This window comes from Chloracidobacterium thermophilum B (genome assembly GCF_000226295.1).
In the GTDB taxonomy this organism is placed as follows: domain Bacteria; phylum Acidobacteriota; class Blastocatellia; order Chloracidobacteriales; family Chloracidobacteriaceae; genus Chloracidobacterium; species Chloracidobacterium thermophilum.
This window is the reverse complement of record NC_016024.1, coordinates 1,418,488-1,442,146: the sequence shown is the minus strand read 5'-3', so window position 1 is coordinate 1,442,146 and position 23,659 is coordinate 1,418,488. Positions and strand designations below refer to the sequence as shown.

General features: G+C 63.4%; 13 protein-coding genes. All 13 read right to left on the bottom strand.

The features are described from left to right. Positions 1-5: 5 nt before the first annotated feature. Complete coding sequence (locus tag CABTHER_RS05960) at positions 6-434, bottom strand: diacylglycerol kinase (RefSeq protein WP_014099704.1); 429 nt, start codon at positions 432-434, stop codon at positions 6-8. Continuing rightward, on the bottom strand, positions 412-1,203 hold the full coding sequence (locus CABTHER_RS05955; protein WP_014099703.1) for a glycosyltransferase family 2 protein: 792 nt from the start codon (positions 1,201-1,203) through the stop codon (positions 412-414). Before CABTHER_RS05955 ends, CABTHER_RS05960 begins: the two co-directional genes overlap by 23 nt. Positions 1,204-1,207: 4 nt before the next feature. Continuing rightward, entirely contained in the window at positions 1,208-1,786 is a 579-nt protein-coding gene (locus CABTHER_RS05950) for an NUDIX hydrolase (RefSeq protein ID WP_014099702.1), read from the bottom strand. After that, positions 1,783-2,013, bottom strand: a complete 231-nt coding sequence (locus CABTHER_RS05945; RefSeq protein ID WP_014099701.1) for a hypothetical protein — start codon at positions 2,011-2,013, stop codon at positions 1,783-1,785. The genes CABTHER_RS05950 and CABTHER_RS05945 overlap by 4 nt, the downstream gene beginning before the upstream one ends. A 240-nt stretch (positions 2,014-2,253) precedes the next feature. Continuing rightward, a complete protein-coding gene (locus CABTHER_RS05940) occupies positions 2,254-3,207 on the bottom strand; it encodes a VWA domain-containing protein (protein ID WP_014099700.1) in 954 nt (317 codons plus the stop codon). Then, on the bottom strand, positions 3,204-4,571 hold the full coding sequence (gene trmFO, locus CABTHER_RS05935) for a methylenetetrahydrofolate--tRNA-(uracil(54)-C(5))-methyltransferase (FADH(2)-oxidizing) TrmFO (RefSeq protein ID WP_014099699.1): 1,368 nt from the start codon (positions 4,569-4,571) through the stop codon (positions 3,204-3,206). The genes CABTHER_RS05940 and trmFO overlap by 4 nt, the downstream gene beginning before the upstream one ends. Positions 4,572-4,581: 10 nt before the next feature. Continuing rightward, on the bottom strand, positions 4,582-6,618 hold the full coding sequence (locus tag CABTHER_RS05930; protein ID WP_014099698.1) for a S9 family peptidase: 2,037 nt from the start codon (positions 6,616-6,618) through the stop codon (positions 4,582-4,584). Positions 6,619-6,875: 257 nt separating this feature from the next. Next, entirely contained in the window at positions 6,876-10,577 is a 3,702-nt protein-coding gene (locus CABTHER_RS05925) for a TonB-dependent receptor (protein WP_148263962.1), read from the bottom strand. A gap of 302 nt (positions 10,578-10,879) precedes the next feature. Further along, positions 10,880-11,506 carry a response regulator transcription factor gene (locus CABTHER_RS05920; RefSeq protein ID WP_014099696.1) on the bottom strand — a complete coding sequence of 209 codons (627 nt, stop codon included), beginning with the start codon at positions 11,504-11,506 and terminating at the stop codon, positions 10,880-10,882. Then, entirely contained in the window at positions 11,506-12,966 is a 1,461-nt protein-coding gene (locus CABTHER_RS05915; RefSeq protein ID WP_148263961.1) for an ATP-binding protein, read from the bottom strand. Before CABTHER_RS05915 ends, CABTHER_RS05920 begins: the two co-directional genes overlap by 1 nt. Positions 12,967-13,130: 164 nt before the next feature. Next, positions 13,131-16,457, bottom strand: coding sequence for a Swt1 family HEPN domain-containing protein (locus CABTHER_RS05910; protein ID WP_014099694.1), 3,327 nt, complete (start codon positions 16,455-16,457; stop codon positions 13,131-13,133). A gap of 8 nt (positions 16,458-16,465) precedes the next feature. Further along, the gene (locus tag CABTHER_RS05905; RefSeq protein WP_014099693.1) at positions 16,466-20,077 is read right to left on the bottom strand and encodes an REP-associated tyrosine transposase; all 3,612 of its coding nucleotides are present in this window, start codon (positions 20,075-20,077) and stop codon (positions 16,466-16,468) included. Further along, positions 20,074-23,631, bottom strand: a complete 3,558-nt coding sequence (locus CABTHER_RS05900; RefSeq protein ID WP_014099692.1) for a helicase-related protein — start codon at positions 23,629-23,631, stop codon at positions 20,074-20,076. The genes CABTHER_RS05905 and CABTHER_RS05900 overlap by 4 nt, the downstream gene beginning before the upstream one ends. Positions 23,632-23,659 lie beyond the last annotated feature (28 nt).

Genomic DNA, 23,659 nt, shown 5'->3' with positions numbered 1-23,659 from the left:
CGTTATCAGACGGATGTCAGAAAATCCCACGCCGCACGCACCTTCCCCCACAACGGCACCCCCAGCACTACCAGCCCCACCAGCACCGAAAACACCGCCGCCAGCAGCGTCGCCCCGGCCGCCGCGTCCTTCGCCACCTTCGCCAACGGATGAAACTCCGGGCAAGCCAGGTCCACCACGGCTTCAATCGCGCTGTTGACCACCTCCAGCGACAACACCAGCGCCGACATCACCAACACCGGCACCAGCCCGGCCTCCAACCACCAGGCCAACGCCAACGCCAGCCCGCCAATCGTGCACTCAACGCGAAAATTGGGCTGCGACTGCCACGTACGCGCCAGTCCCGCCCAGGCATAACCAAAGGACGCCCACAACCGGGGGCCCTCCAGCCGGGCGCGTGCCGGTGGCGCATCACCGGAGGGTGGTGGTTTCATCCGTCTGCGGAGCAGGATGTGAACCGTAGGCTGCGGCTTCCGCCGGCGGCAGCGGCAACGGCACCCGCGGAACGGTCAGCCCATACTTGGCAATACACCAGAGCGCCTGAATCCCATCCTTCCAGCCAATCTTCTTGCCCTCTTCATAGGTGCGCCCATAGTAGCTGATCCCAACCTCATACACCCGCAGCCGCCGCCGCGCGACCTTGATGGTAATCTCCGGCTCAAACCCAAACCGATCCTGCTCCAGCACAATGGACTGAATGACCTCCCGCCGAAAGGCCTTGTAGCAGGTTTCCATGTCCGTCAGGTTCAGGTCCGAAACCATGTTTGAGAGCAACGTCAACAGGCGATTGCCAACCGAATGCCAGAAATACAGCACCCGGTGCGGACGCCCGCCCATAAACCGCGAGCCAAACACGACATCCGCCTTGCCCTCCAGCAGCGGTGCCAGCATCTGCGGGTAGTCTTCCGGGTCGTATTCCAGGTCAGCATCCTGGACAATCACGTAATCCCCGGTCGCCTGCCGGAAGCCTTCGCGGAGCGCTGCGCCCTTGCCACGGTTGACCGGCTGAAACAATGCCCGGAGATTCGGCTGCGTTGCGGCCAACTCCCGCAGAATGTCAGTCGTGCCATCGGTCGAACAGTCATCCACACAGATGATTTCTTTTTCGAGCGGCAACCGGACAGCCTGCACCCGGGCAATCAGCTCACGCAGGGTACGGCGCTCGTTATAGACCGGAATGACAACGGACAACCTGCCGGGCATGAAGTCATCCTGAAACGTTGGGAAGGATTGGATTCACCAGGCTCAGCCGGTGAAAAGCCACAATGACCAGAGCGTGCGTAATCTGCCCAGTCGTGATGAGCGTCGGGATGGTCTCCAGCGGCACGAGCCGCACCGCCAGCGACTCATTGCCGTCAAAGCGTGTCGGCTTGAGCTTGCGCGCCCCGCGCGCCACAAAGCTGTAGCATCGGTTGTTCTGAATGGCTGGGTTGGGATGGCAGTAGCCCAGTAGCTCGATGGTCTCCGCCACATAGCCGGTTTCTTCTTCGAGTTCACGGGCTGCCGCTGCCGCAGGCGTCTCATCGGTGGCATCCACCATCCCACCCGGAATTTCAAGTGTCACCTGATGAATTCCGTGGCGGTACTGCTCCACCAGCACCACTTCACCGTCCGGCGTCACGGGAATCACATTGACCCAGTCCGGAGTGTGAATGACATAGAAATCCCGCGCCGCCGCCTCATTGCCGTCCGCTTCCGGCGGACAGGCCCGCTCGCGGTAAAGCGTAAATACTTTGGCATCCGCCAGCGGTTCCGGGGGCAGCTTGTGCCACGGGCGAATGTTCATCGTTCGGATTGGTTCGCCGTCTGGTTTGCTGTCGCCGCCAGGGCCCGTGAGCCGTCCTGCCGCGTACGAAAGGCCAGTGACACTTCGACAATCATCGTCACCTCATGACCTTCAGCCCGCAGGTTATGCAACTCCGACCGAACCCGGGGTGACTCCCACACCACTTCGCGCAGAATATGGCTCAGACGATTCGTTGCCTCTTGCAAATACGAATTGTCGCGTTTCATCACCCCACCTCCGGCTCAACAAGGAATTCCTCAAACCCGAACAAGAGGCAACCTGCCAGTCGCAATCGCCTGCCATTATGGCCTCTGCCCCAAGTTTTCAAAATGCAGTGAAAAAGCGAACGCATCGTATGCAAAGAACCACAGCCAAGTCAATTTTGGCCGGGCTTGGTGAGGGAATTTCACAGTCGTTCCGGCACACCACGCCGTCACAACCCGAACCGTCACACCTGGAGCCGTCCTCTACTGGGTTGGCGCATAGTAGCCGCTCCGCGCGCGTACCGTGACACCCGGCCGCTTAACGCGCACCTCGATGCGGCGAAACCTGCCATCCCGCGCGTCATTTGAGGAGTAATAGCTCAGCACATACTGCGCCCGCAGCTCGGCTTCAAGCTGGGCAAAGCCCGTCGTCAACTCAGAGAGACTCGTCACCATAAAGACCCGCCCGCCCGTCTGCCGGCACAGAAGGTCGAAGTCATTGTCCGGCGGCGGAAGAAAGTCGTCATATTCCGTCCGAATGATGGGACAGATGCCGAAGATGATGGCGTCCGTCCGGTTGACTTCCTCCAGCGCCCGCTCGCGCGTCACCCGGCTGACCGTGTTCTGTCCGTCAGAGACCACGACGATCACCCGCCGTCCGGGTTCACGCTCCAGGCGGCGCGCTGCAATGAAAATCGCATCGTACAGCGCCGTTGCCCCCCGCGCCTCCAACCCCCGCACGGCCGTTTCCAGCGCACTCAGGCTGGAGGTCATGTCCTGACGCAGATAGACATCGTGATTGAAGGCATAAAACGCCGCCCGGTCCTGGGGGCGCAGCACGCGCCGGAAAAAATCCAGCGCCGCCTCCTGCTCAAACTTCAACCGGTTGCGGACGCTGGCGCTGATGTCGAGCAACAGTGCCAGGCGCAGCGGCTGCTCCTCCTGCCGTCCCACCCGGCTGATGATCTGCAACTTGCCATCCTCATAAATCTCGAAGTCGGTATCGCTCAGATTCTGCACCGGCAGACCGGTCGTGCTGTTGACCGAGGTCAGCACCGTCACATAGTCCGCCCGGATGACGACATCGGCCGCCGTCTCACCGGTGCGTCCCGGCAGGGTATCGGCCGGCACGGGCACCACCTGGGCGGCAACTGACAGACTACTGACCACCAACAGCCAGACCGCGCTCCACCACCACGCCTGCCACGTTCTCTTCATGCTGCTTCACCGGCCAGGGAGGACGGCCGTCCGGCATCCATCGCCCTGAGCCACCCCTCAAAGGCCTCCAGCGCCAACGCAATCTGCCGCGCCCGCCGCTCCGGCCGCCGCCGATACACCCTGGCTTCGTCCTCCGCCAGCGGCGGCAGCAGGGCAAAGGTGATGTTGACCGGTTGGTAATCGTTGTTTTCGCAGTGGGCCACGTAGTTGAGCAGACTCCCGATGGCCGATGCCCGTGGAACAGGCAGCAGCGGCTTGCCCTGCACCAGCGCCGCCGCCCACCGACCCGCCACCAGCCCCGTCGCCAGCGATTCCACGTACCCTTCGACGCCCGAAATCTGCCCGGCAAAAAACAGCCGTGGCTCGTGTTTGACCTGAAGTGTCGGCGTCAGCAGTTTCGGGCCGTTCACGTAAGTGTTGCGGTGAACCTGGCCAAATTTCAGAAACTCCGCCTGTTCCAGCCCCGGAATCATCCGCAGCAGGGCCTTTTGCGCCCCCCACTTCACCGAGTTCTGAAAGCCCACCAGACTGTAACTGTCGGCCATGAGGTTTTCCTGGCGCAGTTGCACCACGGCGTACGGCTCCCTGCCGGTACGCGGATCGCGCAGGCCCACCGGCTTCATCGGCCCGAACCGCAGGGTGTCCCGCCCCCGACGTACGGCCACGTCAATCGGCAGGCAGGCCTCAAAATACTGCGCCTTGTCGGCCTCAAATGCCTTGGGTGCAACGCACTCGGCTGCCAGCAGGGCATCCACGAAAGCCTCGTACTGCTCCTTGTTCAGCGGACAGTTCAGGTAGTCATCCCCGCCTTTCCCGTAGCGGGCCGCACGAAACACCACTTCGTAGTTGATGGTTTCGGCATCCACCACCGGCGCAATGGCGTCGTAGAAGTACAACCGTTCCGCCCCGGCCAGAGTTTGAATCTCAGCCGCCAGGGCGTCTGAGGTCAGCGGCCCCGTGGCAATGATGACCACACCTTCCGGCGGAACCCGCGTGACTTCCTCCCGGATGACCGTAATCCGGGGATGTGCGGCAATCCGCGCCGTGACCTCAGCCGCAAACCGTTCCCGGTCAATGGCCAGCGCCGCCCCAGCCGGCACGCGCGTCGCCTCGGCAATGGCGATGAGCAAAGAACGCGCCCGCCGCAGTTCTTCCTTGAGCAGGTGCGGCGCGGTGTTGACTTCATCCGACTTGAACGAGTTGCTGCAGACAATCTCCGCCAGGCGGTCCGTCGTGTGCGCCGGCGTCTGCCTGACCGGCCGCATTTCATAAAGCCGCACCGGGACGCCCTGCTCGGCACACTGCCAGGCGGCTTCACATCCGGCCAGGCCGCCGCCGATAATGGTCACAGTGTCGTTCTGCATGGTTCATCACTCAGCGCCGGTATTTCCCAAACCACGCCTGCAGGTAAAGCTGCTGGGCCAGTTGATGTGACGGCCGCCGAAAGCCGTGGAATTCGTCAGGAACCCGCACCAGCAGCGTCGGTTTCCCCAGCATTTTCAGCGCCCGGTAGTATTCCTCGGTCTGCCCGATGGGCGTCCGCAAATCGGCTTCGCCGGTCAGCAGCATTGTGGGCGTCGTCACTCTGGCGACGTAGCTCAGCGGCGACCGGACGGCAAACGCCTGCGGGTCTTCCCACGGGTACTTCTCAAACTGGTCGTACCACGTCACCGGGCCATCGGTCGTTCCCACAAAGGAATGCCAGTTGACCACCGGACGCATGGAAGCAGCGGCCGCAAACCGGTCCGTATGCCCAACAATCCATGCCGTCAGCACCCCACCCCCGGAGCCGCCGCAGACAAACAGGTTGCGCTCGTCAATGAAGCCCTTGGCCAAAGCCGCATCCACCCCGGCCATGAGATCGTCGTAGTCCTTCCCCGGATAGGCATACTGAATGCCGTTGACAAACGCCTGCCCATAGCCGGTCGAGCCACGCGGGTTGGTGTAGAGCACGGCATAGCCTTCGGCGGCAAAGTTCTGAAACGCCCAGTTGAAGGCCACCGAGTACATGGACCACGGCCCGCCGTGAATCCACAGCACCATGGGATATTTCTTCGCCGGATCGAAGTCCGCCGGTTTGATGAGCCAGCCCTGAATCTCCAGCCCGTCGGATGACCTGAAGCGCAGTTCCTCGGCCTCGCCCAGCACCAGGCCGGCGAGCACGTCCGCATTGACATCCACCAGCACCTGCAGCTCGCCGGGCCTGGCGACCGGGAACGTCACCAGGCTTCCTGGCTCCTTGAAGCTTGACCGGATGGCCGCCACCTGCCCGTTATCTGCCAGCGAAAAACTGCTCAGGACGTGCGTCCCCTCGGTGATCCGGCGGGCTTTTCCGTTCACCGGAGCAAAGTAAAGCTGTGCCGTGCCGCGCTCCTCCACGAGGAAATACACCCCGCTGCCATCCCGCGCCCACGTGACCTGCGTCGGGGAGCTGGGCAGGTCGCCAACCCACAGTTTGGACTCCCTGCCATCGGCGTTCATCAGATAGAGGTTTGAAATGTGGTAGGTCAGCTTCTGGTGGTCATACCCCACGTAGGCAATGCGTTTGCCATCCGGGGAAACCTTCGGCTGGGCGTCGCGTCCACGCCGGTCAGTCAGCGCCCGAAGTTCCCGGGTGGCCAGGTTGATGACATAGATTTCGCTGTCACCCCGGGCAAACTCCCAGTCATCCCGCCGGATAGCGGACACATACACCTGCCGGCCATCGGGCGACCACTCCGGGTCATCGTAGCTGTACTTCCCGTCCGTGATGCGCTGTGGCGTCCCCCCCAGCCGCGCATCCAGCACAAACACCTGCCGTTTGGCACGGGGAATCTGTCCCTGCCCGTCCACGGCCCACACCATGCGGTCAATGACCAAGGCGGGCTTGGCCCACTGTGCGCCCTTCGGCGCTTCCGGCAGCTTGATGGGCAGGGGGGAATCAGGATCGGGCACGAGCATCGAGAACAACAGTTGCTTTCCATCCGGCGACCACCGCAGATCGGATGGCTCCTGCTCGACGCGGGTCAGTTGCACGAGATCGCCGGTTTCGGGCGTCAGGACGTGAATCTGTGCACTCCCGTCCCGTTCCGCCACAAAGGCCAACCGCTTGCTGTCTGGCGCCCACACCGGCTGACGGGCGCTGTAGGTCTGTCCGGTCAACTCGCGGACGCGCGAGCCATCGCGCTCCACAATCCACAGAGTGGAACGGTAGCGGTCGGTCATCTTGTCCACAAAAGTACGGGTAAACACAATCTGCCGCCCGTCCGGGGAAATGGCCGGATTTGTCACCGACTCCATTTCCATGAACGTCCCTTTGTCGAGCCGGCGGGGGGCCGTGGCCGGCGCTTCCTGGGCCGGTGCCAGACCTGACAGGCTGAAGGCTAAGCTCAGAACCAGGAAAACGGTGAGAAACGGCTTCGGGGTGAACATGAATCGTTTTCTGCGTGATTGCCCTTTGAAGAAAGTAAGGCCGGGCGACCGCCGGCAACGTACTGCTGCCGGATGCGCCAGGCAAATACAGTAAAGATACTCCAGCCGGATGACGTATCGCTACCACCGGCGTCCCGGCCGCAGGTGTCGGCACTGGCCCGGCTTCTGGTTCCACTTTCCCACACCTGCCAACCGTCCCGGTGGCAACGGGCCGCCCCCGTGACGAAACGCCAGAGGTGCGGCCCGGTTCCTGCCTGTCAGAAGAACAGCTTGAGGGCAAACTGAATCTGCCGGGGATCACGGGCGCGCGTCACCCGCCCGAAATTTTCCCCTTCCGTGATGTTGCCACGCGGATTCAGAAACTGGGTCTGGTTGAAGACGTTGTAGAACTCACCGCGAAACTCGACGCGCAGCCGTTCATTGATAGGGATGTTCTTGCGCAGGGTGACATCGTAGTTGTGGATGCTCGGACCACAACAGATGGTTCGTGGCGCATTCCCAATCGTCCCCAGTTCCTGGGGCGCGAAAGCGGCTGGATCAAAAAAGTAGAGGTTGTTGCGCCGGGGGTCGAAGGTCCGAAACCGCCCCACCAGGTCCGGCTGTCCCGGCAGCTCGAAGTCAAAGCTGTTCATCAGCTCCAGGTCATCCGACGAGGTGATGCGAATCGGAAAACCCGTCTGATAGACGGCAATGCCGCTTACGGCCCAGTTGTTGAGGATACCGCCGAGCCAGCGCCGGCCAGTCACCTTGGGCAACTGGTAATCGAACGTCACCACCAGGCGATGACGGGCGTCAAACAGGGACAGTGAACGACTCAGCCGCGGATTGATGGGGTTGACGATGTTCTCGAAGCTCGAAGCATTGTCAATGGACTTGCTCCACGTGTAGGCCGCCTGAATCTGAATGCCTTTTTCCTCGAAGCGTTTGTCCACCAGCACCTGTAGCGAATGGTAGTTCGAGTTGCCGGCCGTCTGCCGCTCAAACAGGCTGGCAAAGACCGGCACACCATCGGGCGGGCAACCCTCACCGGTCAGGGGATTGCAGAAAGGCGAGGAAAATGGCCGCAACCCTACCAGCCGGATGGCCGGATTGTTCGGCCCGGTCACGGTACGCTGTGGGCCGTAGGGCAGATGCAGGGTCACACCCGCCGGAATGGCCCCAGCCGGCACGAAGTATTCGTTGTCAGCTCCGAACGGTCCGCACGTGCCGGGACCCAGAATCCGGTTCAGGTCGAGACAGGTCTGGGGATTGCCAAAGTTGATGTCCCGCGTCAGCAACAGCCGGTGGCCCTGGGTGCCCACATAGCCAACCTGCACCAACAGGTCATCCCGGAGCTTGCGCTGGAGCGTCAGGCTGTACTGCACGGAGTACTGCGGACGAAGTTCCGCCGGCAACTGTCCATACAACAGGATGGGACGGAACACGGAGTAGTCCACCGGATCGCCCCGCCGTGGATTGAGAATCCCATTGGAGGGGTTCGGCACAATCGTTCCATCCTGGCGCAGAAAGGGCGTGTTGAAGAAGGTGTTGGTGATGTTTGAGCTGATGCCAAAGGGTGGCTGGGGCACGAGCTGGGCCAGGATAAGCCCCTCGATGGGCCCGTTGTAAAACATCCCCCAGCCGGCCCGTACACTGCTGTTGCCGGGACCGCCGGTCAGCTTCGCCAGCCAGCCGCTCTGCCAGGGCGGACTCCAGGCCAGACCAAGGCGTGGCGCAAACGCCCGGTAGTAGGTTCGGAACAGCCCATCCGGTACGCCCTCATCCCCCGGAATGCCCAAACCCAGGGGAAAGACGGCGCGGGCCGGCCCCGTCGGGCTACAGTCCTGTGACCCGAAGACACCGACGAGCGGATTGTCGGGATCAAGCCGGCAGGGAAACTGCGTACTGGCCAGACCGGCCCGAAAGGACTGCACCCGGCGGAAGCGGTCCGCCGCCGGGGTGTTCAGTTCCCAGCGCAGGCCGTAGTTGAGCGTGACGTTTGGCGTGATCTTCCAACTGTCCTGGGCAAAGAGATAGACCGCGTTGCTGTAGAAGTGCGAAGTCTGCGCACCGGTCTGGTAGTACGAATCCACCAGGCCCAGCAGGTAGTTGGGCACCAGATTCGTGTACCCGATGTTGTTCGGCCCGCCTCCAAAAAAGCTGAACTGACCGTTGAGCGCGCCGAAGTTGGTCATCAGGTAACGCTGCTGCCGCACGTCCACCCCGAACTTGGCCGTGTGGCTGCCCCAGATACGGGTCAGGTTGTTGGTGAGCTGGTAGGTATTGACAACCTGCGGGATTTCCCCCTGGTAGTTGTTGCCAATCGAGAAACCGCCTTCGAGACCAATCCACGGCACGCCCTCATGCGGCGTCCCGACGCCGACGATAATCCCCAGCCGGGGGTTGTTCGGGTCGGAGAAGCACAGTTCCGGGGGCACATCACGGCACGAAGCATTCACAAGGTTGGAACGTTCGGGACTGTTGAGCCGAAACAGGTTCTGACGGAAGTACACCGCCCGCGCCTCATTGATGGTGTTCGTACCCGTCCACGTATGGGAGAGATTGATCTGGGCAATCCGGGCGTTGTTGATGTTGCCAAAGCCGGGCAGGTTGGCGCCGGAGTCAGCCACCCGCGCAAAGGGCTCCAGTGCAAAGCTGTCCGAGTAAAACACAAAGGCGCTCAGTTGCTGCCGGTCGGTCAGACGGTGGTCGAGGCGCAAAAGCCCCTGGTCTCCACGGCGGCGGGCCACCGGATTGGCCTGAAAAAAGCCATCACCCAGGTTTGGGAGCGGCACGAACTGCTGGAGCAAATCATTGGCCGTCCGGTCAAAACATGCGCTGGGAATACGGTTACCGGGAAAAATATCGGCATAGGCCGCGCCGGCCGTGATGGGCGCGCCTCCGGCCGCAGCCACAGCGGCGGCGCAGCCGGGACGCGCATTGAGCACGGCAGCGACGGTCGCATCAGCAATAAAGCCGGTAAAGATCGGCCCGGCGCTGAAGTCCCCCAACCGTTCGGCCGCCGTCGGCACGGGCACCACATCCGACGGGATGCCCTGGCGGATGCGTCGCCCCTCGTAGGAAGTGAAAAAGTACGTCCTGCCACGCTGGATGGGCCCGCCGAACGTGCCGCCAAAAATATGCTGGTTATAGGCGGGCTTTTCCAGATTGAAAAAGTTGCGCGCATTGAGCGCACGGTTTCGGAAAAACTCAAAGACATTGCCACGGAATTGATCACTCCCGGACTTCGTGACAACGTTGATAACCGAACCGGAGTTGCGGCCGTACTCGGCATCGAAATTGTTTGTCAGGACACGAAATTCCTCAATGGCGTCTGGTGAAGGCTGAATAGCCGGCAGATTGACATAGAGATCATTGGCTTCACCACCATTGACACTGAAATTGTTTGACCTTCCACGTCCACCATTGACGGACACAACACCAGGCTGGTCACTCCCGGTAAAAAGGTCTGATCCAAGCTGTGACTGAACCCCTGGCTGAAGCTGTAGAAATTGATAGGTATCGCGGGTATTCAGCGGCAGGTTGACGACAGCGCGGCTATTGACCGAAGCGCCAAGCTGCGTGCTTTCGGTTTCAATCAAGGGTGTCCCACTGGCCCTGACCTGGACAACTTCACTGGTTTCCCCAATCTCCAGCTTGACCGTGACACTGTTGACACGCCCCAGGCTGACTTCCAGATTCGTCTGCTCGTACTGCTTGAACCCTTCGGCAGTGACCACCAGCCGGTAGGTTCCAATCGGGAGTGACGGCAGCTCGAATGTTCCATCCTCACTTGAAGTCGTGACGCGCGTGATTTGTGTTCCCTGAAGCGTCACGGTGACGTTCGCCCCGGCCACCCTGGCATTGCTGGGGTCCCTGATGACGCCACTGATCGTACCGGTTGTTTGTGCCCAGCCCAATGCTGTCAGCCAGCCCATAAAGCCGACGACAAAGCCCCAGAAGATGCCGTTTTTCTTCATGGTTTCCTCCCATAACAGAAACGGTTTCGGGCAGAAAGCTTTACCAAACTGTTTGTTTTTGTCTTTTGATGCTAAACCTGTTTTTTTGACAGAACAGGGCAAACCGGGCAGAGCATGATCTTTCAGCCCGGTTGGGCTTTTCACGGAATGAGTTTCAGGCAATTTCAGAGAGAAATTTCAAAGACCGGTTTCAGCCTGTGCCCTCCGTTCGGCCAATAACTGCACAAGCCTTCATCATGAAACCGGATGAAGGAAAAAGCTATTATACGTTGGTATAAGTTTGGTTTCTCACCCTTGCGCTTTCAGGCCGACGAGGAACCGGAAAGCCCCAGTCGTTCCGCCGCCCGCACCAATTCCGGGAGAGAGGCCACCTGCATTTTGCGCATCACATGTCCACGATGGACCTTGACGGTGATTTCACTTGTCCCAAGCTCAGCCGCAATCTGCTTGTTGAGCCAGCCGGCCACGACCAACGCCATGACCTCGCGTTCGCGGGCGGTCAGCGTGGCATAGCGTTGCCGCAGGGCAGCCAGTTCGGCGCGCTGGGCGCAACACTGGCGATGATACGCAATGGCCTGCTCGATGGCCTGAAGCAACTCCTGCTCCTGAAACGGCTTGGTCAGGAACTCAAAGGCCCCAGCCTTCATGGCCCGCACCGACATGGGGATGTCTCCGTGACCGGTGATGAAAATGATCGGCAGGTCCACCCCAGCCGCCGTCAGGCGGGACTGCAAATCCAGCCCACTCAACCCCGGCAGGCGCACATCAAGCACCAGACAACCCGGCGTGTCGTCAGCCCGCACGGCACGCAGAAACGCCTCGGCTGAAGCAAAGGACGCTACCTGGTAGCCGACCGCGCGCAACCAGTTCTCCAGCGACTGGCGCACCGAAACATCATCCTCAACCACGTACACAATTGGCGAATCCATCACCCCGCATGGCCCTCGGTCAGCAACGTAAACTGAAACTTTGCGCCAAAGCCATCACCGGCGACACACCACAGGCGGCCGCCATGGTTTTCGATGATGGAACGACTGATCGCCAATCCCAACCCCATGCCGTCGGGTTTCGTCGTGTAAAACGCATCGAAGATGTCGGCTTCGTGGGCTTCCCCCAAACCAACACCGTTGTCTTCCACCGTCACCAGCACCTGACCGTCGCCATAGGGTTCTGCGGACAGCCAAATTTCCCGCCAGCGCTCAGTCACCGGAAGCAGCGCCTCCACCGCATTGACCAACAGGTTGAGCACAACCTGCTGACACTGCACCCGGTCACCAAAAACGGCCGGGAGGTCTGAAGCCAAACGGGTGTGGATGGTGATGCCCTTCCTGACGAGATCGTTCCGAATGAGGGACAAGACTTCAACCAGCGCTGCCCCCAGGTCAAACGTGGCCTTTTTCAACTCGGTCCGGCTCAGCATGGCGCGAATCCGTGCAATGATCTCGGCGGCGCGATTGCCATCCCGAATGATGGCCGTCACAGTCGTCCGGGCTTCCGGGAGGTTCGGCGGCGTAGCCCCCAGCCACCGCAGACAGGCATTCCCGTTGGTGACAATCGCCGCAAGCGGCTGGTTGATTTCGTGGGCAATCGAGGCCGCCAGTTCGCCCAGCAGCGTCCGGCGGGCCACCAGAGCCAGTTCGGATTCGACTCTGGCAAGGGTCTCTTCCGCCTGACGCCAGTCCTCAATGTCCGTCCCAAGCCCGTACCACTTGACGACCTGCCCCGGTTCGCCGGCCGGAACGACGTGCAACCGCAGCCGCCGGTACACCCCGTCGGCGCGGCGCACCCGGACTTCCGTTTCAAAGGCCCGGCCACGCTCCCGCGCCTGCTGCCACTGTTCCGCCAGGGCATCGGCTTCTGCCGGATGTACCGGCAGGTTGCGCCGCAAATCCGTCACCGGCGCGGAAGACGCCCCCAGAAAATCACGCCAACGCTGGTTGAGAAACTCCACCGAACCATTCGGCGACTCGCTCCAGACCAACCCCGGTATGGTGTCCATCACCAGCCGGAGCTGGTCCTGAAGCGACTGAATCTCCTGAAACGACTGGCGGTTTTTCGCGGCCAGGCGGTTGATGGTAAATGCCGTCGTCAGAAACACGATGGGTGCGACGACATCCAGCGGCTGGTTCATCGCCGGACGAAACAGGGGCGCGGTGAAAAACGAATCCAGTCCAATGTACGCCAGCAGGGCGGTCACCGCCGATGGAGCGGCGCCGGTTCGGAGCGCCACCAGAACAATGACGATGAGGTAGAGCAGCGCGGCCGTCGTCGAATGGACCTTCAGGTAAAAACCTGCTGCGGTCAGAGCGCACACACTCATCCCGCCGACGGCATAGGGTGCCAGGCGGTGCAACCACGGTCCCAGGCGTACGTTGTGCTTTCGTGTCACGTCGGGCTACGACTCCACTCTTTCGTTCACACTATTCTGGCTGCCGTTGGGGACGCACCGGGGATTGAAAAACCAATGCCCCCCACACCGGCCACCAGGCGGCACGACGCCCCCCGGCGACAAAGCACCACGGAACAAAAGGGCGGCCTGTCCCTTGGGTGCGGTCAGTCAATCTCGAAGCCGGAGGTCTCAAACTTCAGGGCGCGACTGTTTTCCATCACCGTCCGCACCGTATGCTCGGTGGCCCCATCCGGCAGGCGGACCTCGATTTCCAGCGTAACCACCACCTCGGCGCCGGGTTGCCCGGCCAGATGCACGATGACTTCCTCGGCAATGCGGCCGGCATCGCGGCCCACGCGGGTCGGATCAAGGCGTACGGTGCCATGGTAGCGCCGTGGCAAGGGGCGTGGCGGCGGGAGCGTCCCCCCGGCCTGGTTGCCGGCATCGCCGTTGCCTCCGGTATCCGCCCTGGAAGGGGCAATTTCAGCCCCCTTCCCCCCGGTGACCGGCAGTTGGGGCGAAATTTCGGCCGCCCGCTGCTGTTGGGCCACATCCGCCCTGACGACCAGACCGCCGTCTTCAGGGGTCAGTTGAACCGGCTGGCCGCCGCGCAGCCCCCGATACCGGCCCGTGGTCTCATCCCAGCCTTCGGCGTAGGCGTAGGTCTCAACTTCCCAACTGAGCAGCGCCACGCCGTCGCTGATGGCCCGGATGAGTACCTCCGGCCCGATGAGCCGGGGCAGGTAGGGATAACTGGCAAAGTCTTCCACAAGCTGGCGCACCGGGACGTGGTTGCCCCGCCACAGCGGTATCTCATCCAGATGCTTGCGCAGGATGGTGGCGCCGAGCTTCCCCAGAAGCCGGTCTTCGCTTTTGAGTTTTTTACTGGCGCGCACGGCCAGCGGCTCAGAGCCGGCCAGCCGCAGCGCCTGCCACGTCACCGCCGCCTGCGGCGTCGGCTGCTCCGGTACCAGAACCCACTGGTAAGTCTCCGGCAGACGGGCGTTCACCGTCACATCCGCCGTCTGGAGTCGGGTTTCCGCCTGCCGTACCTGGTGGGGATCGAGATTCAACGCCTCTTTCTCATCCAGAATTGAGCGCCAGGCGAGGAAGCCGCGTACGGCATCCTCCAGGTCCGGCAGGCGCACCTTGTCGGCCGCCAGGAAGACCAGGGTGTTGCGGTAGCGCCGGGGTGCATGGCCACGAGACTCGAACATCGCCTGGGCGGCACTCACGGCCGCGTTGTCGCCTTCCCTGCTGTAGGCGTGTTCCGGCGGCAGGATGACCAGCCGCGCCTCGCGTTCGTCCGGTATGTCCGCGCTGGTGCGTGGCACCGGGTGCACCCGTGCGAAATCGCCGGTCTGTCTGACGTTGGCGCGGAGACGGGCTTCGAGTTCAACGGCCACCCGGTCGGGGTCACGTTTGAGCTGTTCCGCCCGCTCCTCCGCGAGCTTGGTCACGGTGGGCTGGGTGGCGTACCAGAAGCGCGTCCCGTCCTGATAGAGGTAGGTGGCTGCGGTCCCCAGCCGCCGGAGCGCATCTCCAAAGACCGCCGGTGACTCCCCCGGCATCACACAGCCGAGCTTCACCCGGCGCTCCTCAAGCCCCCGGTGCGCCGCCGCCGGAGTGGGCGCCGAACCCAGATAAATGGTGCGGGCCACCCGCCGGGTGGCCGAAATCCGGCCCAGGTTGGGCAGCTCGCCGTCAATCTTCAGCGGCAGGGCACCCGGCCCATCCACGTCCTTCCCGATAATCGGTGTCCAGTTGTCCGCCAGGTAGCGCGTCAGCTCAAACTGTACCCGTGGGTCATCCACCGGAATGGTGGACGGCAGAATCAGCGGGCTGCGGTCCCCCTGTTCCCACAGGCTGTGAACCACCGCCGCCATCAGGCGCAGGACACCGCGCGTGCGCTGGAATCTGACCAGCGTGGACCAGTCTTCATAGAGGCGGTCAAAGACCTCCGGGTGAATGGGATAGGCCGCCTGGATGCGCTGTTCGTACCCGATGGCTTTGCATTCGGGGGGAAATTCGGACGGGTGCGCGCGGTACAGTTCGGCGAACGCGCGGGCCGTGAGGTCGCGCTGGGTGAAGGCTTCCGCGCCCGCCAGCGGTTCAAACAGCCGGCGGCGCACAATCTCGAAGCCCTCTTCGGCACTGGCGGGCCGCCATGCCGACTCCACCCGCCCCACCACGTTGCGCAGCCGGTCAAGGGCCTCGCGCCCCCGCAGACCGCCCACCTCCACATCGTCCGCCTGCGTGTCGGAAGCCGGCAGCGAGATGACCAGCAGGCAGTTGCCGGCCAGTTTGGCCGCTTCCGTGAGCGCCTGGGCAAAGGTGAACTGGGTCTCAAAGCTGCCGCCCGGCAGGTCGGCGGCGTCGTGAAGCTGGCGGGCATAGGCCACCCACTCGTCAATCAGAATCAGGCACGGACCATAGTCCCGGAACAGCTCGCGCAGGCGGTCGCCGGGGTTGGTCGCCCGCTCATCGTCCGCCGCAATGTGCGCGTAGGCTTCCGGTCCGCCCAGTTGCCAGGCCAGCTCGCCCCACAGCGTGCGCACCAGCGTGCCATCGGGCTTGCGCGCGGGATTGCCGGGCGAAATTTTGTTGCCCACCAGCACCACCCGGCGCGCTTTGGGCAACTCTGTCACACCGGCGTGGGCCATCAGTTCCTCCACCCCCGCCAGTCTGGCCGGAGCCACTCCACTGAACAGGTGATAGAGCGCCAGCATGGAGTGGGTTTTGCCGCCGCCAAAGTTGGTCTGGAGCTGCACCACCGGATCGCCACCCGTACCAGACAGACGCTGGACGGCACCCACCAGCAGCCGCTTGAGACTCGCGGTGAGAAAGGTGCGGCGAAAGAACTCGGCGGGATTCTGGTACTCGTCACTGCCCTCGCCCAAGTGAACCTGCCACAGATCGGCGGCAAACTCGGCCTGCTGGTAGCGACCACTGGCCACGTCGGGGTGGGGCGCGACCACCTCGCGCCAGGGCTTGAGCCGGCTGCCGTCGGCGGAAACCTCGATCAACGAGCCTCCGGCCTTGCGTTTCTCGTGGCGTACCTGCTCGTCGAAAACCAGGCGGCGCAGCTCCATCTTGAGCCGGTTGACCTCGTCGGACTGCGAAGCTGAAACGGCTGTCAGCAGCCGCTCCATGGAGTCGAGGGCGCGGTCGGCATCGTCGCTGGAAAACGGTTTCTGGTGCGCCCACCGGTTGCGCCAATCGCGCAGCTCGCTGACCAGCGAACGTTCGGCGAAGCCCAGGGTCTTGCGGAACACGTCGTTCCAGGTTTCCCACATCAGCTTGAGCAGGCCCGCCACGTCCCACTCAGCAATGGGCTTGTTTTTTAGCAGCGGATCCTCGGCATAGCGGCGTACCGTCTCCATGTTTACCGCGCCCGCCCGCACCGCCTCCTGCACTTCGCGCTCCACGTAGGGGCCCAGCCCTGCGCGCAAGAGGTCCAGTCCCTTCCCCACCCGTTCCTTATTGGTCATAGCCAGCCTCAAGCCTCCGTATGCTCAAAAAGCGTCTCCTGAGCCGGGCGTGTCGTGCGGCTTTCGGCCGCCAGCCGCGCTATCTCCGGCCAACTCTGCACCAGCGCATTGTACGAAAGTCCTTCCGCCGCCCGCTTCCGGCGCTCGCACACGGTATAGAGCCGGTAGGCCAGCTCGCGCGCAATCTCGGCCCGGGCGCCGAGTCTGGCCACCAGTCCGGCCGCGCCAGGCTCGCCCTCCCGCTCCAGCACCCGGATCAGGTGATGCACGATCTCCCAGTCGGTCAGGCGCGGGTCCGTGGCCGGGTCCCAGTCGGCCGGCAGTTCTTCGGGCTTCAGAAGCCGCACCCTGCCGCGCCGCGAGGCAAGGATACCGGCTTCAACCATGCCGTCCACGCTGGTGTTTTTGGCTTTGGAGAGCGTCTCGGCCTCCCCGAACTCTCTCTCGTCAAAGCCGTACTGTTCAAACCACGCCACCGCCCAGCGCGTATCGGCATCGAAGTCGCCTTCCTGCGCGGTCAGTACCTCGTCGAGGGTCTGGTTGATGAGCGCCAGCGCCTCGCGGACGGAGACGGGCTGCCCCTCGGCGTCGAGCACCTGCGCGTAACGGGTATAGACGGCCATGCCGGGTCCGATGGCCGCCTGCGCCAGGTCCACCGGGGCGATGTTGGCCTTCTGCAGCTCGGCCAGCGCGGGCGGCAGTTCAGCTTTGAGTGCGGAGACGAACTCGCGGCGCGTGGCCGTGGGAGCATGTTTCGGGCGCGGGCGGCAGACGAGGACGATGCTGGAAGCAAGGGCATTGGTGTCATTGCCGATCATCCGTCCCTGCCGTTCCGTGCGCATTGGCCAGGTGCCGGTGATGGCAAAGCCGGCGCGGATCACGGCGTCGAGAAAGGTCTCCCAGCCGGTGCTGGCCACCCCTGGGAGGGCGGGCGTCCCGCCCGCCACAAAACGCGGGCGGGACGCCCGCGCTCCCAGGGTTTCGGCCTGCTTGAAGGCGTAGTAGATCGTGACCGGAAAGGCCGGGTGCGCCTGTTCAGCGAGGCGGCGCATCGCCTGCGTCATGCCCTCAAGGAAAAACCGCTCGGCCTTTTCCTTGCTGCCGTGGCGGTAGGGCGTGGCGACCAGTTCCTCGGCCTTGGGCGTGCTGAGCGTGGCGAAGAGGTCGGGAAAGACGGGCTTGAGCGTGCGGCGCAGCCAGACGTAGAAAAAGTCGGAGAGGTCGGCGTAGCCGATGTTGTCGTAGTAGGGTGGATCCGTTGAAACAATCTTGCCCGCACTAATCACTTGGTTACTGGCATCAGCCTGGCCAACTTGACCAATTCCCTTTGGGGGAAACGCCTCTAACGCGGTTGGCACCCACTCCAGTGAGCCCGCCCAACTGCCCGTGCTATCCGAGAAGACGTTTGCTTCCGCGAAGTCCCAAGTCATAGGTATTGCTTGCCGTGCGAAGACCTGCTCGATCTTTTCACCGACTTGGTTCCAGATACATATCGTGGCCAATCGGTTCGCGAGTCTGCTGATCCCTATCGCCAAATACACCCCCACGGCCTCGGCGTAGGCCTCGGCGTAGGCCTGGGCGCCGGTGCCGCCGTCGCGCAAGGGGATCGCATCCTGGGAGCGCGGGCGTCCCGCCCGCGAGTCATGGCGGGCGGGACGCCCGCCCTCCCAGGCGCTGCTCCACCGCCACGCCGAAGGCTCCGGGCACAATCCAGCCTTGACGGGGTTGTTCCCGATGTACTCCACCACACGCCGGAAGTGGTTTTCGTCGCGTATGGCGCGATCAAAGTATTCCTCCATCCAAAACGGCCCCTCGCGCCCCAGCCGCCGGTTGGCCTCCCTGGCCGTAAACGATTTCCACCCGTGCAGGATGGACGACAGGCTGTTGCCGTGGAGCGGCGTCACCAGTACGTGGACGTGGTTGGGCATCACGCACCAGGCGTGCAGCGCGTAGCGCTCGCCGTCAAAGTGAAGAAGGGACTGCTCCACCAGCTCCGCAATGTGCGGATCGCGCAGCCAGCAGGCGCCGTGCCCGGCGTCGAGCGCGGCTTCAATGCGCTTGCGGCGTTCAAGTGCCTGCTCATCTTCGGGCAGGCGCGCCAGCTCGTCCTGCCAGCGGGCAAGCAGCTCGCGCGGCAGGCTGTCGTGGAGGCGAAAGGTGATGTGCTGGGGCACCTCGCCGGCCTCGAAGTGAGGGAGACGGCCGCGGGAGTGCCAGATGGTTTGCGGGCGGGACGCCCGCGCTCCCAGGTAGTCCTCGCGGCACTTTTCCATCGCTTCGGCCACCAGATCGGAAAACGTCGTCAGCGCCACAAGCTGGCGGGGGGTGAAGAGGTCGCCATAGGTTTTCATGCCATAGAGCTGAACACGAAACCCAAGGGCCTTTTCAGGTAATGGCGTCTCAGGTTTCCACGTCGGTTGCGCTGAGCGTGCAATGGCTTCGTGTTCTTCGGTAGGCGGCAGATAAACGCGCCCGTTCGGTCCTTCCGCGACGATGGCCATCAATCGCGCTCCCATACGCCCCTGCATGGCTTCGGCACGTGCGTAATCAAATCCGATTGGGGTACCAGAAAGCAGGCACAGGAAAGAGCTGCCGCTTCCGCCCATCTTGGTGCCATTCCTGGCTTTTTCCGGCGGCTTACCCACCTTGACCGTGAAGTAATACCCTGGGAGGGCGGGCGTCTCGCCCGCCACAAGTCGCGGGCGGGACGCCAGGATAATTGGCTCGACGTACGCCTCCTTGCCCGCCTTGCTGGAGAGGATGAAGGTGGAAACCAGCGGCACATCCACATCCGCAAAAGCCGGATTGGGGCTTTTGACCGTCCGCGCCCACAACCAGGCAATCACGGTGAGCTTTTGGCCCACGAGCGGTTGGAGGTCGGGGCGGTCCGCGGCCATCTCCGCGGTCACTTCCACCTTCGGGTACAGGTGTCCGATGCGTTTTTCCGCCTCAGCGCGCATCCACTGGCCGTAGTAGCGCACGTCCTCGGCCAGACCCTGCGCGCCCTTCCACTCGCGGGCGAAGAGTTGCTTGTCCTGGCGCGCCTCGGGGTTCACCGGCGGCTGGCCCGCAAACCGGGGCGGAATCTCGATCATGGCCTTGTTGATCAGCACGGCCACGGGGTTGAGGTCGCTGGCCCAGGCTTCCAGCCCCAGCCGCTGCGCCTCCAGCGGCAGCGCACCCCCGCCGGCAAAGGGATCGTGAAAACCTGGGAGCGCGGGCATCCTGCCCGCATTGATCGCCTCAACAATCTCGTCGTCTGAAAGGCGTGATGCCGCTGCGCCAAGGCAGTGCCGCGCCCAACTCCGGCGGATTTCGCGCCGGGCGCTTTCGAGCACTTCCTCGTTGGTGGTGTTTTCCCACTGTACAAGCTGCTCAAGCAGGCGAAAGAGGCGCTGGCGTTCCCTCTCCTGTGCTTCCGGGGTGGGAAATTCCTCCGGCACACTGGCGGGATCATCCACCATCTGGGCAAAGATGACGGCCCGGGCCGCAGCCAGCGGACGGCGCGCCCACCACAGGTGCAGGGTGCTGGGGTGGCCGTGGCGAATGGACTTCTCACGAGCGCTGGCGGCGTTGATGGCCTCGAGCGGGAGTGCAACTTCGATCAGCTTCTTTCTCATCTTGGCTCCTCGGCCCTGGCTAGGAGGACAGCAAAGTCGTAGTTCACGCTGGTAACGCCAAAGTCGGGCTCGCGCTGGAACGGACGCCGCAGGTAGCTCACCCGGTGCCTGCCGTCTTCCAGAAACTCCACCAGGGCCAGAATAAAGTCATCGGGCTTGTTGAGCGAGGTGAGAATCTCATTTCTGGTGACGGTGATTGTGGCGGCTCCACTGACCCGGCCCTTGACCTCCAGGAAGCGCAGCCGGCCGGTTTTCGGGTCGCGGCTCTCGATGTCGTAGCCCAGCCGCTCGAACTCCCGGTCGGTCGGTTCAAAACCAAGCTGCCGCTCAACGTCCATCACGATGGCGCGGGCGCGGGCGGCCACGGCCTGCGTGTCAGCCGGGGTGTCTGTCACTGTCGCTGGCTTGCCGGTCACGTGGGCGAGCAGCCCGGCCGGAATGATCACCGCCCCACCCAGCACCACCGGCGGCAGGGCTGAAATCCGGGACTCGTTCTCCAGTTCGGACAGGCGCCGCTCAAGGCGGGACTGAAGTTCGTCGGCCCGGCGGCGGGCTTCCTGCGAGTTGAGCCGGGACCCCGGCTTACCGGACTGCTCCATTAGCTTCAGCTCCTCGGCCCGGCGGTCCCAGTAGGCGATTTCCTTGGTGAGGCGATCTTTGACCGCCGTGCGGATTTTTTCGATCTGGGCCAGGCGTCGCTCGCGGACTTCACGCACATGTTCGGGAACGAGCGTGGCGATGGCGTGGCTCTGGGCGTGTTGCTCAAGATCACCGGTAATCCACGCGCACTGGGGCTGCTTGAGGATGGTCAGCGCATCCGGCTCGTCGTCGCGCAGAGGACGATAGTCCAGATAGGGCGCGTAGTGCAGATGGCGGGCGCGGCCTTCGGCGTCCAGTTCAACGTAGAGCAGCCGGCGCGAGAGCGTCTGCCGCGCTCCCGAAGACAACCGGCTGGCATCCTGAATGGCGTGCTCCAGGAAAAAAAGCACCCGTGGACTCGTGGATGGGTCACGGTCATCCACCAGCACCGCGCCGCGTTTCAGAAGGTCGCCGTGTCGTTCAAGGGTGAGAGCGAGTACGGCTTCCAGCAGGGGATGTCCCGGACAGACAAAGGAGGCGAGCGGCTGGCCCGCCGGGGCCATCAGGTGCTTCTCGAAAACCACCCGCTCGTAGCGCTCCAGCACCGGGTCGCCAGCGCCCGGCTGGCGATGGCGTCGGCGCAGCAGTGCCGGTACGTGAGTAATCTCGTAGCGGCGCGGCTCGCGCTCGCGGAGGCTTCCGCCCAGACGCCGGAAAGCCTCCAGAAAAAATGACTCGACGTAGTGTGGTTGCAGGCGGCGTGCCTCAGCCCGCGCCATGTCCTCCCGCACGCGGGTCACACGGCTGATGTCCATGGTGTCGTGGGCCAGCGCCCGCTCTTCGAGCAGGTCCTGCAGATGGTCACGATTCACAGCGTGTTCAATGGCCCGGGTCAGGCGCGCCCGGACTTCGGGCTGGTCGCCGTAGCGGACGGCTTCAATCATCAACTCCCGTAGGGAGTGGCCCTCGAAGTGCAGCCTGCCCAGCACATCAAACACCTGCCCGCCCAGGGCCTGCCGCGCTTCTTCGAGCTTTTCCAGCAGCCGCCGGTACACATCCCCCTCACGGGTTTCGGCCGCAACCAGGTTCCACAGATGGCAGACCTCGGTCTGGCCGATGCGGTGGATGCGGCCGAACCGTTGCTCCAGGCGGTTGGGATTCCAGGGCAGGTCGTAATTGACCATCAGGTGCGCCCGTTGCAGATTGATCCCCTCGCCAGCGGCATCGGTGGCCAGCAGCACCCGCACCTCCGGGTCATGAAGAAAGCGCTCCTGCGCCTGACGCCGTTCCTCACGTCCCATGCCGCCGTGAATGATCGCCACCGCTTCCGGGCGCCCGAAGCGGTCGCCGATTCGGCGCTGCAGGTAGCCCAGCGTATCCCGGTGTTCGGTAAACACCACCAGCTTCTGGCGTGGCGAGGACACCGCCGGAGGAACGTATTTCCCGGCTTTCGGGAGGGCGGCTTCCGGGGAGGGCGTGGTGAAGATTTCGTCCAGCAGTTCGGACAGTTGCCGCCACTTGGTATCCGCGCCGCTTCTTCGCACCTGAGCCGCAAGAGCTTCCAGCCGTCCGAGCGCCTGGATTTCCCGCCGGAGTTCGTCCATCGTGCTGGCGGCCGTAGCCTGATCGAGAATCTCGTCCTCGGCAGCTTCAATCTCGCTCTCCGGCGCGTCCTCCAGGTCTTCGAGCTTTTCGGCGTCGAAGACAGCACCATCGTTTACGGCTACCGCACCACCGCGACGCAACAGTTCCAGCTCGCGCAGCCGTTTTTCCAACCGCTCACGTCGCCGGCGCAGCGATTGGTAGATGGCCTCCGGGGATGAGGCCAGGCGGCGCTGGAGGATGGTCAGCGCAAAGCCCACCGTGCCCGCCCGGCGGTCATCCCGGAGCGCTTCGGCGCGGCCCCACTCCTCCCGCACATACTCCGTCACCTCCCGGTACAGGGCGGCCTCGGACTCCGAGAGCCGGTAGGGAACGGTGTGGGCGATGCGCTCCGGGAACAGCGGCGTACCGTCGAAGGTGAGCAGGTTTTCCTTCACCATCCGCCGCATCAGGTCGCTGGTGTCCACCTGGTGGACGCCATCGCGGAAGCGTCCCTCGAAGCGATCTTCGTCCAGGAGCGCCAGGAAGAGTTGAAAGTCCTCTTCCTTACCGTTGTGGGGCGTGGCGGTCAGCAGGAGAAAATGCCGCGTCAGGCCGGAGAGCAACTGGCCAAGGCGGTAGCGTTTGGTGTACTTGACCTCGCCCCCGAAGAAGCTGGCGGCGAGCTTATGGGCTTCGTCCACCACCACGAGGTCGTAGCGGTTCGCGGGGGCGGCCAGCTTTTGCTGCGCCTGTTCGTCGCGCGCGAGCTTGTCCAGCCGGGCAATGACCAGGTTCTGTTCAAGAAACCAGTTGCCGGTGCGGGCGGCTTCCAGTTTGTCGTTCGTCAGTATCTCGAACGGCAGGTGAAAGCGCCGGGTCAGTTCATCCTGCCACTGCTCAACCAGGTTTCCGGGGCAGACAATCAGGCAGCGTTCCAGATCGCCCCGGACCATCAGCTCCCGGATAAGCAGGCCTGCCATGATGGTTTTGCCGGCTCCGGGGTCGTCGGCCAGCAGAAAGCGCAACGGCTGACGCGGGAGCATGGCTTCGTAAACCGCCGTGATCTGGTGCGGCAGTGGCTCCACCAGCGAGGTATGCACGGCCAGAAGCGGATCGAAGAGGTAGGCGAGGCGGATGCGGTGCGCCTCCGCGACCAGACGGAAAGCCGCGCCGTTACCGTCAAAGCTCCACGGGCGGCCCAGCGCGACAATCTCAAGGCGCTCCTCATCCTGGCGAAAGAGAAGCTCGTCGGCCACCTGACCACTCGCATCGCGGTACACCAGCGTCAGCGCCTCCGAGCCGTGCCACTGCACGCTGACGACCGTGACCGCCGAATGGGGCAGGATACCCCGGACACTTGCACCGGGGGTCAGTTCCTCAAGTTTCAACATCCGTGCGTCCTCTTATTTCGGGCAGGGC